Consider the following 15,686-nt stretch of genomic DNA (forward strand, 5'->3'; position numbering starts at 1 on the left):
TATGCAACGTAGAACATTCTTACAAGGCTTAGCTGCAGCCGGTGCTTTATCTGGCTTGCCGCTAGGCTTTGCAAACGCTATGACACAAACCGGTAGTGTGTCAGTAGAATCCCTGCCTAAATTAGAAGGTGATCTCGCCTTGTACTTGGGGCGCGGTGAAGGCGGCTTGTACGAGAATGTTCTTAAAGCCATTGAAAAGCGCAACCCGAAGTTAAATTTAAAGGTAAGACGTGGTGGCTCAGCAGCATTGGCGAACACGATTGTGGCTGAAACCAAAGCGGGCGTTAAACGCGCAGACCTTTTTTGGGCAGTAGATACTGGCTCAATTGGTGTGGTGACGGACATCGGTGCCGCCAAGCCATTGCCTAACGATTTAACGGCACAGCTTCGTGAAGATTTTCAATATCCCAGCTGGTCACCGGTAACGGGCCGAGTACGCACGCTGCCGTACAACACCGAGCGCGTTAAGCCAGAGCAGATACCCGAAAGCGTAATGGCGCTTGCTGATAGCGACCTAAAAATAGGTTGGGCACCCGCTTATTCGTCGTTCCAATCTTTTGTTACTGCTATGCGTATTTTAGAGGGTGATAAAGCGACAAAGTCGTGGCTTAAAGGCATCAATAAGCATTCTAAAAAGTATGCGGGCGAACTTGGCGTGGTAATGGGCGTTGAGCGTGGCGAAGTGGATATTGGTTTTGCTAATCACTATTACACACTGCGCCTTAAGTCAGGCAAGCCCGATGCGAATGTAGCGCTAGCTTACACTAAAGGCGATGCCGGTTGCTTAGTGAATGCGTCTGGTATTGTGGCATTAAGCGAAGGCGACTTACCGGTTAACTTTATTCGTTACTTACTGTCGCAGGAAGTGCAGTCGTATCTTGCTCGTGAAGCCTACGAAATACCGCTTGTTCAGGGCGTCGACCAGCCGCAAGGCTTAGCAAGTTTGAGCACGCTTTCGCCGCCTGAAATGGACCTTCGTAAGCTGGCTGATTTACGCCCCACACTTAACCTTATGAGGGAAGTTGGCGTACTGTGACAAACTGGCCAAAGTCGTATCCACTGGCACTGCTTATTGCGCTGATGGCTTTATTGCCCGTCGGCGTTTTATTTTCTTTAGCCCAAGACAGTGCGCAACTTTTCGATACCCATAATCTTCGTGTTCTAGGTAACACGGTTTCACTGGTGGTACTTACCATTATTGGTTCGGTGCTAATTGGTGTGCCGCTTGCCTTTCTCACTGCCTATGTGCAAATGCCGTTTAAGCGCTTTTGGTTAATTTTACTTGCCGCGCCACTGGCACTACCTAGTTATATCGGCGCGTTTGCTATGTACTTCTCATTTGGCAGAGGCGGTGAAATAGAAAATATTTTAGGTATTACCACGCCGCCCATCAGCGGCTTGTGGGGCTCTGCGTTAGTGATGAGTTTTTACACTTACCCCTTTGTGATGATGACCACCCGTTCTAGCCTGTTAAGCTTAGATGCAAGCTTGGTGAATGCGGCTCGCACGTTAGGGCTCTCGTTAGGCGCTAGCCTATGGCGTGTTGTGCTACCGCGCGTGGTAAATAGCGTAGCGGCAGGCGCTTTACTTGCTGCGCTTTATGCACTATCTGACTTTGGCACGCCGGCCATTATGGGCTTTGACACTTTCACCCGCGTTATTTTTGTTGAATACAATGCCTTTGGCTTGAGTCAGGCGGCGATGCTGAGCTTACAGCTTATGGTTATTGTCGGGCTAATTCTATTTATTGAAAGCCGCATCAGCGGCGCCTCAGAGCGTCCCGGCAGGCATTTATCACTCTTTCCTGGACGATGGCAGCGCAACCTTATGTTGCTCGCTACTATGCCGATAGTGCTGTTAGCTATAGTGCTTCCGTTAGCCATTTTTACCCTTTGGTTAATACGTGAAGGCACTGGGGGGTTCGAGTTAAGCTACGCATGGAACTCTGCTCACGCGTCTTTTATTGCCGCGGTGGTTGCCGTATTGCTGGCTATTCCAGTTGCCCATGCCGCTATTGCGGGTAAGGCAGGGCGCGTTATGGAGCGTATTACTTATTTTGGTTTTGGTGTACCTGGTATCGTTATGGGAACGGCGCTGGTATACGTAGGGCTTAAATATTTACCTGCGCTCTATCAAACGTTAAGTCTGCTTGTGATGGCTTATGTACTGCGCTTTATCCCACTTGCTGTGGGAAGTGTAAGAAGTACAGCTGAGAATATTGATTCAGGTCTGGTAAAAGCTGCTCGCGTGCTGGGCGCTAGCCCGCGTGAGGCATTTATGCGAATTACGCTGCCGTTAACCCTTCGTGGTATGATTGCGGGTGCAGCGCTTGTGTTCTTAGAAGCCATGCGCGAACTACCTGCAACGCTTATGTTAGGACCTACAGGATTTGAAACCTTAGCTACCTATATGTGGCGAGTTTACGAAGCGGGTTACTTTGGCCGCGCAGCCGTGCCAGGGCTTTTACTTGTTTTATTATCAGGTGTGGGGTTAATTCTCATGCTGTCGGGCGAAAGAAAAGCCCAGTTTACCGTTACCGAGGATGATCGTTCGTAATGCTTAGTGTAAATAATTTGTCTGTGAATTATGGGTCTACCCGCGTTGTCGACAAGTTAAATCTTGAGCTTGGACAAGACGAAATCCTGATGCTGGTGGGGCCAACCGGCTGCGGTAAAACCACCATTTTGCAAGCGTTGGCTGGGCTTATTCCTATTTCAGAAGGTGCTATGAGCCTAGGTGAATGGGAAAGTACAGCAAACAAACATGTTCCGCCTGAAAAGCGTAACGTGGGTATGGTGTTTCAAGACTTTGCGTTGTTTCCTCATCTTACCGTTCAGCAGAACGTTTGCTTTCGTTTAAAAGACACTAAGCTGGCCGATCATTGGCTTCAATTATTAGGCCTAGATAACTTCCGCGATGCAAAACCTGCACGTCTTTCTGGCGGTCAAAAGCAGCGCGTTGCGCTAGCAAGAACGCTAGCTCACGAACCTTCCTTTGTATTGCTAGACGAACCCCTTTCAAACCTTGATGCTGCGCTAAAAGACAGCTTGCGCTGGGAAATTCGCGATGCCTTAAAAAAAGCAGGCGTACCTGCTATTTGGGTAACGCACGATCAAGAAGAGGCGCTAAGCGTTGGCGATAGAGTGGGTATACTTAATAAAGGTGTGCTTGAGCAATTAGACACACCTGAAGCCTGTTACTCTTCTCCTGCCAGCCGTTTTGTGGCGCGTTTTATGGGCGAAGCGAGCTTCTTAAGTGCGACGTTCGATAGCAGCGCAGCAAATACAGACAAAACAGTGGTTACCGATATTGGTAATGTGCCGGGCACACCGCTTCAAGGTGCAAGCGGCAACGTAGACTTGTTGGTACGCCCTGACGATTTAAGCTTAGATGCTGCACTAAGTGAAACTAACTGTACGGTTGAATGGGTACGCTACGAAGGCGAAAGTCGGCTTTACGCGGTTGTCTTAGATTGCGGCGACGAGCTTAAAGTACGAGTAAGCCACGAAAATGCTATAAAGCCCGGTACTCGCGCTTTCGTACAGCTAATAACCACACATCCATTGGCCGTTTTTCCTAGAGGTTAATTGTGATCAAGCGCGATGTAATTGTTATTGGTGCAGGAGCTGCAGGGCTTTTTTGTGCGGCGCAGGCCGGCGCGCGCGGACGCAGCGTAGAAGTGCTCGATCACGCTAAAAAAGTGGGCCGAAAAATCCTGATGTCAGGCGGTGGCCGCTGTAACTTCACTAACATGTATGCAGGCCCGGAAAACTTTCTTTCGCAAAACCCTCACTTTTGTAAGTCGGCACTCAGTCGCTATACTCAATGGGACTTTATTGGCTTGGTTGCCGAGTATGGCATTGCCTACCATGAAAAAACCTTAGGCCAACTGTTTTGTGATGATAGCGCCAAAGAGATCGTCGATTTACTGCTAAATGAGTGCAACAAAGCGGATGTGACGATTACCACTCGTTGCGACATTCTAAGTGTAGAAAAGAATGAAAGTGGGTACTCACTTACAACCTCGAATGGTGAGTATGAATGTGAATCCCTTGTAATTGCTACCGGCGGTTTAAGCATGCCCAAGCTAGGTGCCACGCCATTCGGCTACAAAATAGCGCAGCAATTTGGTCTTAACGTATTACCTACTCGTGCAGCACTTGTTCCCTTTACCTTGCACGATAAAGATAAAGACACACTGGCAGAGCTTAGCGGTATCGCAGTTGATGTATATGCCAGCTGCAACGACACTACGTTTAAAGAGGCAATGTTGTTTACCCACCGAGGGTTAAGCGGCCCTGCCATGCTCCAAATTTCCAGCTATTGGGAAGCGGGTGACAGCTTAAGTATCAACATGCTACCTAACGACGATGCTACGGCGCTTCTACAAACTGCACGCACAGAGACGCCAGACGCATTGCTTGCTACCTGTTTAAATAAAGTATTTCCAAAGCGTATGGTACAGAGCCTTATTGAGTATCATAGTTGGCGCAACGTGCCGGTGAAACAGCTGACTCACGGCGAGTGCGACGCCATTGCTGACACCCTAGAGAATTGGCAAATAAAGCCAAACGGCACAGAAGGATATCGCACCGCCGAAGTTACTATAGGCGGTGTTGATACCAATGACCTATCATCAAAAACCATGATGGCGAAAAATGTCGAAGGCCTGTACTTCATTGGCGAAGTGGTTGACGTAACTGGTTGGCTAGGTGGCTTTAACTTCCAATGGGCATGGAGCAGTGGTTGGGCAGCAGGGCAGGTGGTTTAGTTCAGACCCCGCAACTCGTTATTAGCATGAGTTGGTAATGCGTCAGTGACGCATTACCTCTTCTTTTTAACGCTAAAATAATCTAGCAAACCGTAGGTTAACGCTCCTAGCGCGAACATAACGACCATTAACAAAACCAGCGGAATCTGAAACTCAAAAAGCAAAATTTGAAGACTGATTGTATCAATATTTTGAAAAAGTATAGCGCCTAGTAAAGCAACTAATGACAAATAAATTGCGACTTTAGTTTTCATATAATCTCCTCTTCTTTCCCTTACTGACGATTTTTACTACGTCGAAGTCACAACTTTTGATAAAAAATTTTAATTTTATTTTTTCGTGTTTTGTGACTTTTGATCGCGGGGGCGCATCTATTACGACAAGACCCAGAAAAACGAGGTAAAGAATGAGAGTAATTGCAACTACGGTATCGCTTTTACTGCTTTTTTTGTTTGCGGCAAGTGTTCTTTTAAGTAAACAAGATACTTATATAGCGTCAAGTTTTAACGGTTTATCTGTTCCGGTTGCGGCTGTGATTTGTGCTGCATTTGCAATAGGAATGACGGTGGGTATCTTGATGTCCAACTCTAAGTACAACGTGTTTAAAAGCGAAAGCTAATAGATTAATTAAGTTAGAATCGATTAGTAGTAAGGAGAATTAAATGAAATATTTGGTTTTAGTTTTTGCAAGTGTAGTAATCCTATTGGGGTGTACTTCAACACCTAGCATGGAAAACTATACAAATGACCCAGATAGAATGTGGGAAGAAGGTAAAAAGCTTTCTGAGAGAGGGGAAAAATTATTAACAAGAGGTGAAAAAGATTTAGAGAAGGCGCGTGCCATGCTTAGAGAGGGTGAAGGATCTATTCAATCCGGAACCGAGAAAATCATCGCGGCAAAGCAAGCTTACCAGTTGGCTGTACTACAGCTAGGCGCTTCCACTAGTCCAAAAGAAGTTGCGTTTGAAGCGACCACACTCTCTTCAATAGGAGAGCGGTGGGAAGATGCCATCAATGAAGTTAGAAAGGGTAATTCGTTGATTGAAAAATCCAAAGATCGTCAAGTGGAAGCATTTGAGCGTATTAAGGAAGGCCAGCAATTGATTGAACAGGGAAGTAAGTTTATCCGCAACAGCCAGAGAATAAAATTAAACGCACCAATCATCGGTGAAATCGAATAAAACGAAGGCGTGGCTGCGATGCATGCACTGATGCGTCGCAGCTGTTCAGCTAGCAGAAATCTTGTGTCAGCATTAAGGACGCCAATTCTGTTCTGTTTTAGTCAGTACTAGCTCCCCATCAATATGAACATCTCGTTGCGGAAAGGCGACCACAATTCCCGCTTTTTCGAAGGCTTCACAGATAAGAAAGCGAAGGTCACTACGAGACTTACGCCGCTCCATCTCTGAGCTCGCATTTAGCCAATAGTACACCTCAAAATTAAGGGCATTGTCGCCAAAGTCGTCAAACATTACCGCGGGCGCCGGGGTTTTTAGAACACCGTCAAGCTTGCCTACGGCACTGTAGATGAGTTGTTCCACTTCTCTTACTGAAGAGCCGTACGCAACCCCTACCTTTACCGAGGTTCGCGTTTCAGTATTCACCAGATTCCAGTTAATGACTGTATTTTCCAACAGCTTGCTGTTAGGGACTAGCATATGCACCCCATCTACTCGACGAATACGCGTTGAGCGGGTATTAATGGCTTCTACTCGGCCTCGGGTATCATCTACTTCTAATGTGTCTCCAATGCGAATTGGCCGCTCCCACATCAAGATCCAGCCACTTATAAAGTTGTTTATTATATTTTGCGCACCAAAACCAACACCAATCGCTACTGCACCTGATACAAAGGCGAAAGCAGTTAACGGGACATTCAAGATATCGAGGGTGGTTATCACTAACATGACCAGCACCAATATCTGTACAACGCGATTAATTAAGTGCACCGCGTCGGGTGTTACTCTATTCTTGATTAGCAAGCGTGGAATAATTTTAGAAATGAATTTAAGTAGCCATACCGCCACGATTAGCATTAACGGGATTAGGGTCAGCATGCCAACCGTGAATTCACGAGACATAAACTCGAGTACGGGCTGATTTAAAAACTCAATAACGTCGTTCATCCCAGCTCCTTAATAAGGCTCGATTTACATAATGACGATTTTTTCTTCAATTGATGGATATAGCGTACGAAAGAATCAGTCTCTTTTCTTTCACACCTTGCAAGATACTAAATTTGGCATTAAACGAAGTGTTGCTAAGTTTGCGTTGCGCTATTTTTATTAGAAAAATGTGTACTGTATTCGAAGGTATTTCTTCTAACACCACTTTAGTGACTCTTGCTCTTTTAGAGTAGACAATATCTTATTTGGTTATTAAAAAGGAGTACCAGGTTGTTCCAAAGGGGAAAACCATACCTTGCCTGATGGGCAGCAAGGTAAACCTGATACTCCGAAACTTTTATTCACTTTCAAGGGCTTTTTTAGCCGATATAGCCATTTTTTCTAAAGCTCGTTTAAAGCGCATTTTTACAGCGCTAAGTTTCATATCGAGTATTTGCGATATTTCAGAAAACTCTAAATTGCCCGTTATGCGAAACACAACAATAGAGCGCTCTTCGAGGCTAAGTAAGTCCAAAAGTTTGTTTAGCTGTTGCTGCTCGCTCACATGGCAGTGCTCAGATAGCTCCTCGTGCTTTTCAATTTCTGGCAACGCTTCATTAAGCTCGACGTACTTGGTATGTTTCTTTCGCAAACGAGTTATTGCTTGATTGTGTGCAATTTTGTACAACCACGTTCTAAAATGAGCTCTTTCTTCAAACTGGTTGATTTTATTAAATACAATCAGAAGCGTATCATTTACCGTCTCTTCTGCTTCTTCGGCTGATTTCAAATAACGGAAGCATATCTGCAGCAACTTTTTATAGTGACGATGAAATATAGCTTCATACGCCGTAGTCACATAAGGGAGCTGCAATTTTGCAATACGCACTAATTCGTCATCACTGAGTTGCGACAGCCGATCAGAGAGACGAATCATTTCGTTCTCTAGATCGTTCATGTCTTATCTCACGTTTTGTTATCTGTACGTTTAGTGGCTCCAAGCTTGGTGACAACAAACTTGCTTGAAAGCAGGTCTTGGTTCGGAATGCTTAGGCGCTTACCTTCTTTGCTTTCTAACAACGTATTAACTGTGCTTACAGACACTACGTTGCCAACGAAACCTTCAAACTCTACTTCATCGCCTGGCAGTAACTGCTCACGGGCGTATATGCCTGACACAATACTATTTGCCACTGTTTGCGTACCGAGTCCCAGTGCCAAGGCCAGCGCAATACCTAAACTAGCAATCAACACCGTAAAAATTGTGTTCAGCAGCTCTGTTTCTAACTCCAGCTGCCCAATAACGAGAGAAAACGTTACGAAAAGTACAAGAAGTTGTAACACTCGTCCTGCCGCGGCGCCGTATTCAACACCAACGTTCTCTAAAGACATCTCAAGTTGACTCTTACCAGTCTTAGCAATGAAAAGTCCGATGAAGGCGATTAGCAGTGCGCCAAATAGCTTAGGCAGATAAAGAATAAATTCGTCAAGGATTGACGAGAAGCGTTCTAGCCCTAAGGTTTCTGCAGCCGCTACTAAAATGATCAAAATGAAAAACAGGTGAAGCAATTTACCAATTAACTCAGAGCCGCGAGTTTTAAATCCAATGGATTTTATTAATCGGTGAATACCCAGCTTTCCACAGAGTGAGTTAAACCCTAATTTTTCAAGGAGTTTTGCTACCCATTTAGTGAGTACCTTCGACACGAACAGGCCAAAAAGCACAACGATTATGGTTGCAATTAAGTTAGGTAAAAAGCCGGCTACTTCGGTCCAGAAGCGGCTGAATGCATTACTAAAGGACTGTGCCCATAAATCGAGATCCATGTTTGTTTTCCTTATTTATTTTTACTTTTACTTCTTAGTCTTAAAGGATTTGTCTTTGCTGCAACATGTTTCCCGTATTGCATTTTTGCAGAATACAAAGAGGCTCCAAAACCTAAAAATACAACCCAAATCCAGCCCACAAACAAACTTGCCACATCTTTAACGGCAACAACTCTTTTGCCGTTGGACAGCACCGTCTCTAAGGACTGAGATTCATCGACCCCGTCAACCTCTTCGTTTAGCAAGTGCTTAAACTTTTCTTCATCTAAGTTCACATTTAACCTCATATACCATTGAGATGATGCTTTGTTTGGGCTTCACATTTTGAGCATTATGCGCAGATTGCGTTTTTACCGGCTAGATAGCCTTTAGTTTATGAATAGTTAAATAGACGAGAGGAAATCGCGAAAAGTCACAAAAAAAATAAAAAAATGTGACTTTATTGAATCAATGCTCGTCAGTAGCCGTAGTTTTTGGAATTAAGGAATGCGGCATGTCTGAAATATTGCCTACATTGGTTGAAGAAGTGATTCAACACTCGCCCGCAAATGAAGAACTTCTTGGTAGCGCCACAGTGATAGCACAAGCTGATGAAAAAGAGTTGGCGCTTTTACTGGAATCCCTTCCTATTGATGAGCGTTTGTCATTATGGGACACCATTGCCGACGCGAAAAAGCTAGATGTACTGATAGAAATGCGCAGCGACCCACGAGAGGTTTTGATTAATTCAACAGACCCATCGTTATGGCAGACGTTGTTTTTTGACATTGAGGCTGATGACTTATTGGAGTTGGCTGACTCTTTACCCAAAGCGCTAGTGGAACAAGCATTTTTGGCGATGGATAAAGTTCAAAAAGCGTATTTCACCCAAGCTAACGAATATAGTGAAGAGGAAATTGGTCACTGGGCGTCGCATTCCTTTTTATCGCTGCCAAGCAACGCGAAAGTAAGAGACGCGCTTCGATTGATTAGAAGGGAAACCCCTAAACACTGCGACCTCTTGTTTTTGACGAACCGTTCTGGTCAATTTTCTTTGGCAGTGGAGATATCGCAGATACACGGACTGCCAGAGCATTTACCTTTGGTCGATGTAGCGTTGGAAGATGTGGCCACTATAAGGGACACCGAAGACTGCGCAATGGCAGCGAAAACCGTGCAGCTTTCTGGGTTCGGTGCACTGCCGGTGGTAGATGAAAATCAAAAGCTGATAGGTAGGCTGGATGTCACTACCGCAGCCGAACTCTCGTTTGAAGAGCATGAACGCCAGCTGATGGCAGGTGCGGGTATGGATGAGGATGAAGATTTGTTCTCATCAGTTAGAAAAAGTGCCCAGGGGCGTGCGTTATGGTTGGGGATAAATTTGCTCACCGCTTTTCTGGCAAGTGCATTTATCGGCTTATTTGAGGCTACTTTGCAAGAAGTGGTTGCCTTGGCGGTATTGATGCCTGTTGTCGCTAGTATGGGAGGTATTGCAGGTAGTCAAACATTGACGTTAATCATCCGAGGGTTAGCGCTGAAGCAGGTGAACTCAGCAAACGTAAGCGCACTTCTTGTTAAAGAGCTAAAAGTAGGTGGGTTAAATGGCGTTATTTGGGCGTTTGTTATTGGTGCCGTTGCTATGCTTTGGTTTGGCAATACTTGGCTAGGGTTAGTTATTGGACTTGCGATCCTTTTTAATATCATTGCCGCCGCAATTGCAGGTATTTTTGTTCCTGTATTACTTGAAAAATTCAATATTGACCCTGCGTTATCGGGGTCGGTCATACTCACCACCGTGACGGATATTGTGGGCTTTGTTGCCTTTCTAGGTCTCGGTACTTTGTTATTAATGTAGTTAACTTAACGCTACAAGTTTAGGACGTTTTTATGGAGTTTTCTCTTACTCAACAAGAGCTCTACATTTGGTTGGGCATATTGTTTTGTATTTCACAATCAGCGATGTTTTCCGGGTTGAACCTGGCCTTTTTCTCGCTCAACAGATTGCAGCTAGAGATGGAAGTGTCTCATGGGCATAAATCCGCGCAGAAAATCCTTAAGTTAAGACAGGATTCGAACTTTCTGCTTACTACCATACTGTGGGGTAATGTTGGGATAAACGTATTATTAACGCTGCTTTCTGACTCGGTACTTGTTGGCGCCAGTGCGTTTATTTTCTCTACCGGCTTTATCACGATTTTTGGTGAAATATTGCCGCAGGCCTATTTTTCAAGAAATGCGATGAAAATGGCGTCAATCTTGTCGCCTGCGCTGCGGTTTTATCAGCTGGTTTTATATCCTGTAGCCAAGCCTTCTGCACTTATTCTCGATGGCTGGTTAGGCAAAGAGGGTGTGGAGTACATGCGAGACCGTGATCTACGCCGCGTGTTAAAACAGCACGTTGAAGCCGAAGAAGCAGAGGTTGATCACGTTGAAGGTATTGGAGCACTGAACTTTCTGGCAATCGATGATATTCGCGTGTCTCAAGAAGGTGAGTTACTAGACCCTGATTCCATTATTTCATTACCTACAAAAGTGGACTTCCCAATAGTGCCTGATTTTGTGCGTGAGAGTTCTGACGAATTACTTCGTAGAATTAACCGTAGCGGGCATAACTGGGTTGTATTGGCGGATGAAAACAACCAGCCGCACCTTATTTTAGACGCGGATGGTGCACTTCGCGCAGCATTGTTCGATACCGACAAGCCATTTGATATTTACGATTATTGTCACAGGCCGTTAATTGTTCGCGACGAGAACTTAACGCTGGGAGATGTAATTTGGCATCTAAAAGCGCAGGAATCGTTAGATGCCCATCACGATGGCACCATTGATGTGGATCTAGTGCTTGTGTGGGGAGAAAAGCCCCGCATTATCACGGGCGCCGATATCTTAGGTAGGTTGCTTAAGGGAATAAGCTCAGCCATGCCAGAGGCATTACTCTCTAATGTGGTAAGCGCGCAAACGGAGAAAAAGGAAACAGCTCCTTCTATTTCAGAGTAAATAAAGAAAAGGCGACATCTGAAGTGACCCCATTAAGTTGGACTCATTTCAGATGTCGCCTTTTTTTATAAAAGTTTGTGACTTTTGTTTTTGCGTAATCGTCTACAAAAAAAACAAAGGAGCATTTATGAAAATCGCTATCTTATCGAGAAACAAACGTCTTTACTCTACCAAACGTCTTAAAGAAGCGGCTGAAGCGCGTGGCCATGAAGTTGATATTATCGACACATTGCATTGCTACATGGACATTACCAGTAACAAGCCTTCGGTTCGATTCAAAGGCCAGCCTCTACCCAAATACGACGCCATTATTCCACGTATAGGCGCATCTATTACCTTCTATGGTACGGCCGTTGTTCGTCAGTTTGAAATGATGGGGGCGTTTAGTGTTAACGAGTCAGTAGCGATTAGTCGCTCTAGAGATAAATTGCGCTCAATGCAGTTATTATCGCGCAAAGGTATTGGTCTACCTAGAACCGGATTCGCGCATAGCCCAGATAGCGTTAAAGACTTAATCGCGAACGTAGGTGGAGCGCCTGTTGTAATCAAGCTTCTAGAAGGTACGCAGGGCATAGGTGTGGTGTTAGCCGATACCAACAAAGCTGCTGAGAGTATTGTTGAAGCATTTATGGGTATTAAGGCGAACATTCTGGTTCAAGAATTTATTAAAGAAGCAGGTGGAGCAGATATTCGCTGTTTCGTAGTCGGTGGGAAAGTGGTCGCGGCAATGAAGCGTCAAGGCGCTCCAGGTGAATTCCGTTCTAACCTTCATCGCGGCGGAAGTGCAACGCTAATTCGACTTACATCGGTAGAGCGTACAACTGCAGTAGCAGCGGCTAAAGCAATGGGGCTTAACGTTTGTGGTGTTGATTTATTGCGCTCAAGTCATGGCCCAGTGGTAATGGAAGTGAACTCATCTCCAGGTCTTGAAGGTATCGAAAATGCTACCAATAAAGACGTGGCAAACATGATCATCGAATTTATCGAAAATACTAAAGCTAAGCCGCACAACACTAAAACCCGTGGGCAGGGCTAATACATGTCTCGTATTCCATCACTGTTTATCGGCGATACAGAGATAAAGGCGGGAAGTAGGGTTAAGCTTTCACTTACTTCTGCCAAGCTCTACACTGACACGGAAATGTCTATTCCCGTTGAAGTCATAAGAGCAAAGCGTCAGGGGCCGACAATATTCATAAGTGCGGCCATTCACGGAGATGAGCTTAACGGTATTGAAATAGTTCGGCGTTTATTAGCGTCGGACACCTTTAAGCTAACTCGAGGAACCTTGATAGCGGTGCCTATGGTGAATGTGTATGGCATGTTAACGCAAAGCCGTTATATGCCAGATCGCCGTGACCTCAACAGGAGTTTTCCTGGGTCTAGCAAAGGCTCATTAACGGGGCGTTTAGCTAACTTGTTTTTGACTGAAATTGTTAGCAAATGCGATTACGGTATTGACCTGCATACCGGCGCAATTCACCGAAGCAATTTGCCACAAGTTCGTGCGAATTTGGCTGACGAAGACACCTTAAGCTTAGCCAAAGCATTTGGCGTTCCGGTGTTACTCAACGCCAATTTGCGCGATGGTTCATTGAGACAGGCGGCCTCGGAGTCTGGTACTCGTATTTTGCTTTACGAGGCAGGTGAGGCATTAAGATTCGACGAGCTATCAATAAGGGCAGGAATAAAGGGTATTTACAACGTGCTTGCAAGCCTTGGCATGGTAGCGAAGCGACGCCGTAAAAAGCCGTTAATTGAACCTTTTATTGCGAATAAAAGTTCTTGGATACGTGCACCTGAAAGCGGGATAGTGCGTGATGTGAAGCAACTGGGCGATCACGTAAAAAAAGGCGATGTCTTAGCGCAGGTCTGTAGTCCTACAGGCACTTACGTTCACGATGTCATCGCGCCGCGCTCAGGTATCATCATTGGTAAACAAAACATACCTTTGGTACAAGAAGGTGATGCAATGTTCCACGTTGCGTTGTTTGAAGAGCCTGAGGATGTGGTCGACAACCTCGACCAACTGGTGGAAAACCTCATGCCTGAGGAAACCATTCATTACGATGAAATGAAGTAGGGGGAAGCAATTCCCCCTCTTTTTTTGCTCTTCTTTTAACCCATCTGGCTAATTAGGCTAATAATCTGGCAACCTTCACCGGGAGGTGTACTCTCTTTACTCTTAAATGCAGTAAGCTTGCCTTTTGAGTCCACAAAGAAAAGCGCGGTAAACTGACTCATATACTTGGCTTTGTAGTCATCAAACGTAAAGCAGGCCGTTAATGCAGTGCGTTTTATCACCGCGCCTTTGGAAGTCTGGCTAGCCAGTTTGGAGTAAGTTGTGTCTCCAAATAATCCCAAAGATTGCAGGTAATGTTCGCTCAAAGAATGGCCTTCAAATCCCTTTTGATCGTTGTGACTAATGCCCATCACGTGTTCATCACCGTAAATATACTGGAAGTGCTGAGTAACAATGGGGTTTAAATGTTTATAACTAGACATGACCAGTACGTTGCCAATGCCGGTTAAATCCATTGTCCTCATTGCGTGTGCAGAGCTTGGGTTTCCAAAATAAGTAGGTATTCCCTCCATTCTTGCAGCGCAAATGGATTCCCAGTTCGTATCAGCAATCTTTACTGTGTAGCCCAACGACATCAATTCTTTGCCCAGCATTCTCGCGAAGTGACCGCCGCCAAAGATAAGGTAACCCTTAGCAGCTTCTTCTCTTTGATCTAGTGCTTTGGCTATGTGCGTAGAGGTTAAGCTTTGTAACGTAACGGTAAACACAATAACAAAGAAGACCAGAGTAATAAGAATGTCGGCGTTTGCGTAGCCAATCATGTCGAGCTTAATAGCGAATAACGCAGATACTGCGGCAGCCACAATGCCTCGCGGTGCCATCCAAGATATCAGCCATTTCTCTTGCCATATTAACGACGAGCGCTTTGTAGAAAAGTACACGTTGAGCGGTCTTGCTATAAAAATCATCACTAGAAGTAAAAGCGTTGCTGGAAGAGCAATCGCATATAATTCCTCTAGCTTGATTCGCGCGGCAAGGATGACAAATAACCCAGAAATAAGCAGTACGGAAAGGGTCTCTTTGAACTCTACAATATCGTCTACTTTTATGTCACGTTTGTTGGCTAAAAACATACCCATTACGGTAACAGCAAGTAATCCACTCTCGTGCGCAAGCAAGTTTGATGCTTCAAAACTAATGAGCACGGAAATCAACACAGATGTATTGATCAAATATTCAGGAATGTATCCTCGCTTGATTGCTTTGGACAATACATATCCACTTGCCAAGCCGAAGAAAATACCAACCGCCACAGTTTTAAAGAAAACAAGCAGCGTGTGGCTCAACGCATTTTGCTGAGACACAATATATTCAAATACCAGTACAGCCAAAATAGCACCGATTGGGTCGATAACAATGCCTTCCCATTTTAAGATTTGAGCAACATTCTTAGATGGTCTAACGGCGCGTATCATGGGCATTACCACAGTAGGGCCCGTTACCGTCACGATAGCACTGAATAGAAAGGCTAATTCCCACGTTAAACCCATTAGATAATATGCAGCAGGCGCTACAATCAACCAAGAAAGGATGGCTCCTGATGAGCATAACCGCATAACGGTTTTCTTATGGTTGCCAAGTTCCTGAAGATTTAAGGTTAACGCACCTTCAAATAAAATTATGGCAACAGATAAAGAAACAATCGGAAACAGCAAATCGCCGAATACCGCATCGGGGTTAAAAATGCCGCTTACTGGCCCCATAAACAGGCCTGAAAGCAGTAAGAACAAAATCGCAGGTAGGCGCAATCGATAGGCTATTAGCTGACTCGCGATAGAAAAAAAGCCAATTAAAACAAGTAAAAAAATAGGCTCTAAATTATGCATAGACGCCTCAAGTTTGTTATTCATAACACTCAAGACGCCGATAACTATTGAAAAGTCACAATTAGCGTTAGCAGAGTCTTGTACATTATCCATAA

Annotated in this window: 16 protein-coding genes; 10 read left to right on the forward strand and 6 right to left on the reverse strand. The window is 44.9% G+C overall.

Annotated features, from left to right (window positions below):
• Position 1: 1 nt before the first annotated feature.
• Genes MHN02_RS04390 through MHN02_RS04405 form a run of 4 tightly spaced genes read left to right on the forward strand, consistent with a single transcriptional unit; the run spans position 2 to position 4,771 of the window.
• Positions 2-1,036, forward strand: coding sequence for an extracellular solute-binding protein (locus tag MHN02_RS04390; RefSeq protein WP_239244761.1), 1,035 nt, complete (start codon positions 2-4; stop codon positions 1,034-1,036).
• Positions 1,033-2,556, forward strand: a complete 1,524-nt coding sequence (locus MHN02_RS04395) for an iron ABC transporter permease (RefSeq protein ID WP_239244763.1) — start codon at positions 1,033-1,035, stop codon at positions 2,554-2,556. The genes MHN02_RS04390 and MHN02_RS04395 overlap by 4 nt, the downstream gene beginning before the upstream one ends.
• The gene (locus MHN02_RS04400) at positions 2,556-3,587 is read left to right on the forward strand and encodes an ABC transporter ATP-binding protein (RefSeq protein WP_168533143.1); all 1,032 of its coding nucleotides are present in this window, start codon (positions 2,556-2,558) and stop codon (positions 3,585-3,587) included. The genes MHN02_RS04395 and MHN02_RS04400 overlap by 1 nt, the downstream gene beginning before the upstream one ends.
• Before the next feature lie 2 nt (positions 3,588-3,589).
• On the forward strand, positions 3,590-4,771 hold the full coding sequence (locus MHN02_RS04405) for an NAD(P)/FAD-dependent oxidoreductase (protein ID WP_110289035.1): 1,182 nt from the start codon (positions 3,590-3,592) through the stop codon (positions 4,769-4,771).
• A 53-nt stretch (positions 4,772-4,824) separates the two neighbouring features.
• Here MHN02_RS04405 and MHN02_RS04410 read toward each other — a convergent pair whose 3' ends face one another.
• Entirely contained in the window at positions 4,825-5,025 is a 201-nt protein-coding gene (locus MHN02_RS04410) for a LapA family protein (RefSeq protein WP_171336960.1), read from the reverse strand.
• Positions 5,026-5,177: 152 nt separating this feature from the next.
• Between MHN02_RS04410 and MHN02_RS04415 the strand changes: the two genes are divergently transcribed.
• Entirely contained in the window at positions 5,178-5,390 is a 213-nt protein-coding gene (locus tag MHN02_RS04415) for a hypothetical protein (RefSeq protein WP_061438965.1), read from the forward strand.
• 43 nt (positions 5,391-5,433) lie between these two features.
• Entirely contained in the window at positions 5,434-5,952 is a 519-nt protein-coding gene (locus MHN02_RS04420) for a hypothetical protein (protein ID WP_061438967.1), read from the forward strand.
• A gap of 72 nt (positions 5,953-6,024) precedes the next feature.
• On the opposite strand, the gene MHN02_RS04425 is transcribed toward MHN02_RS04420, so the two are convergent.
• The 4 genes from MHN02_RS04425 to MHN02_RS04440 form a co-directional block, all read right to left on the reverse strand.
• Complete coding sequence (locus tag MHN02_RS04425; RefSeq protein WP_239244765.1) at positions 6,025-6,897, reverse strand: mechanosensitive ion channel domain-containing protein; 873 nt, start codon at positions 6,895-6,897, stop codon at positions 6,025-6,027.
• A gap of 337 nt (positions 6,898-7,234) precedes the next feature.
• Entirely contained in the window at positions 7,235-7,834 is a 600-nt protein-coding gene (locus MHN02_RS04430; RefSeq protein ID WP_239244767.1) for a sigma-70 family RNA polymerase sigma factor, read from the reverse strand.
• An 8-nt stretch (positions 7,835-7,842) separates the two neighbouring features.
• Positions 7,843-8,703 carry a mechanosensitive ion channel domain-containing protein gene (locus MHN02_RS04435; protein ID WP_239244769.1) on the reverse strand — a complete coding sequence of 287 codons (861 nt, stop codon included), beginning with the start codon at positions 8,701-8,703 and terminating at the stop codon, positions 7,843-7,845.
• An 11-nt stretch (positions 8,704-8,714) separates the two neighbouring features.
• Positions 8,715-8,978 (reverse strand): hypothetical protein, encoded by a 264-nt coding sequence (locus MHN02_RS04440; protein WP_239244771.1) that lies wholly within the window; start codon positions 8,976-8,978, stop codon positions 8,715-8,717.
• 218 nt (positions 8,979-9,196) lie between these two features.
• Between MHN02_RS04440 and MHN02_RS04445 the strand changes: the two genes are divergently transcribed.
• From MHN02_RS04445 to MHN02_RS04460, 4 genes are all read left to right on the forward strand, one after another.
• Positions 9,197-10,537 carry a magnesium transporter gene (locus tag MHN02_RS04445; protein WP_239244773.1) on the forward strand — a complete coding sequence of 447 codons (1,341 nt, stop codon included), beginning with the start codon at positions 9,197-9,199 and terminating at the stop codon, positions 10,535-10,537.
• A gap of 32 nt (positions 10,538-10,569) precedes the next feature.
• Positions 10,570-11,682: a DUF21 domain-containing protein gene (locus MHN02_RS04450; protein ID WP_239244775.1), complete on the forward strand. Its 1,113-nt coding sequence runs from the start codon at positions 10,570-10,572 to the stop codon at positions 11,680-11,682.
• A gap of 127 nt (positions 11,683-11,809) precedes the next feature.
• Positions 11,810-12,718 carry a 30S ribosomal protein S6--L-glutamate ligase gene (gene rimK / locus MHN02_RS04455; RefSeq protein ID WP_061438984.1) on the forward strand — a complete coding sequence of 303 codons (909 nt, stop codon included), beginning with the start codon at positions 11,810-11,812 and terminating at the stop codon, positions 12,716-12,718.
• Positions 12,719-12,721: 3 nt separating this feature from the next.
• Positions 12,722-13,765, forward strand: a complete 1,044-nt coding sequence (locus tag MHN02_RS04460; protein WP_061438987.1) for a succinylglutamate desuccinylase/aspartoacylase family protein — start codon at positions 12,722-12,724, stop codon at positions 13,763-13,765.
• Between the two features lie 35 nt (positions 13,766-13,800).
• On the opposite strand, the gene MHN02_RS04465 is transcribed toward MHN02_RS04460, so the two are convergent.
• Complete coding sequence (locus MHN02_RS04465; protein ID WP_239244778.1) at positions 13,801-15,615, reverse strand: sodium:proton antiporter; 1,815 nt, start codon at positions 15,613-15,615, stop codon at positions 13,801-13,803.
• Between the last annotated feature and the right edge of the window lie 71 nt (positions 15,616-15,686).

Origin of the sequence: Alteromonas sp. CNT1-28 (genome assembly GCF_022348345.1) — a bacterium.
GTDB lineage: Bacteria > Pseudomonadota > Gammaproteobacteria > Enterobacterales > Alteromonadaceae > Alteromonas > Alteromonas macleodii.

Excerpts from the sequence above, each read along its gene's own strand:
- MHN02_RS04390 (WP_239244761.1), top strand. The coding sequence starts at position 2 with ATGCAACGTAGAACATTCTTACAAGGCTTAGCTGCAGCCGGTGCTTTA.
- MHN02_RS04400 (WP_168533143.1), top strand. The coding sequence starts at position 2,556 with ATGCTTAGTGTAAATAATTTGTCTGTGAATTATGGGTCTACCCGCGTT.
- MHN02_RS04410 (WP_171336960.1), bottom strand. The coding sequence starts at position 5,025 with ATGAAAACTAAAGTCGCAATTTATTTGTCATTAGTTGCTTTACTAGGC.
- MHN02_RS04415 (WP_061438965.1), top strand. The coding sequence starts at position 5,178 with ATGAGAGTAATTGCAACTACGGTATCGCTTTTACTGCTTTTTTTGTTT.
- MHN02_RS04420 (WP_061438967.1), top strand. The coding sequence starts at position 5,434 with ATGAAATATTTGGTTTTAGTTTTTGCAAGTGTAGTAATCCTATTGGGG.
- MHN02_RS04425 (WP_239244765.1), bottom strand. The coding sequence starts at position 6,897 with ATGAACGACGTTATTGAGTTTTTAAATCAGCCCGTACTCGAGTTTATG.
- MHN02_RS04430 (WP_239244767.1), bottom strand. The coding sequence starts at position 7,834 with ATGAACGATCTAGAGAACGAAATGATTCGTCTCTCTGATCGGCTGTCG.
- MHN02_RS04435 (WP_239244769.1), bottom strand. The coding sequence starts at position 8,703 with ATGGATCTCGATTTATGGGCACAGTCCTTTAGTAATGCATTCAGCCGC.
- MHN02_RS04445 (WP_239244773.1), top strand. The coding sequence starts at position 9,197 with ATGTCTGAAATATTGCCTACATTGGTTGAAGAAGTGATTCAACACTCG.
- MHN02_RS04450 (WP_239244775.1), top strand. The coding sequence starts at position 10,570 with ATGGAGTTTTCTCTTACTCAACAAGAGCTCTACATTTGGTTGGGCATA.
- rimK (WP_061438984.1), top strand. The coding sequence starts at position 11,810 with ATGAAAATCGCTATCTTATCGAGAAACAAACGTCTTTACTCTACCAAA.
- MHN02_RS04460 (WP_061438987.1), top strand. The coding sequence starts at position 12,722 with ATGTCTCGTATTCCATCACTGTTTATCGGCGATACAGAGATAAAGGCG.
- MHN02_RS04465 (WP_239244778.1), bottom strand. The coding sequence starts at position 15,615 with ATGAATAACAAACTTGAGGCGTCTATGCATAATTTAGAGCCTATTTTT.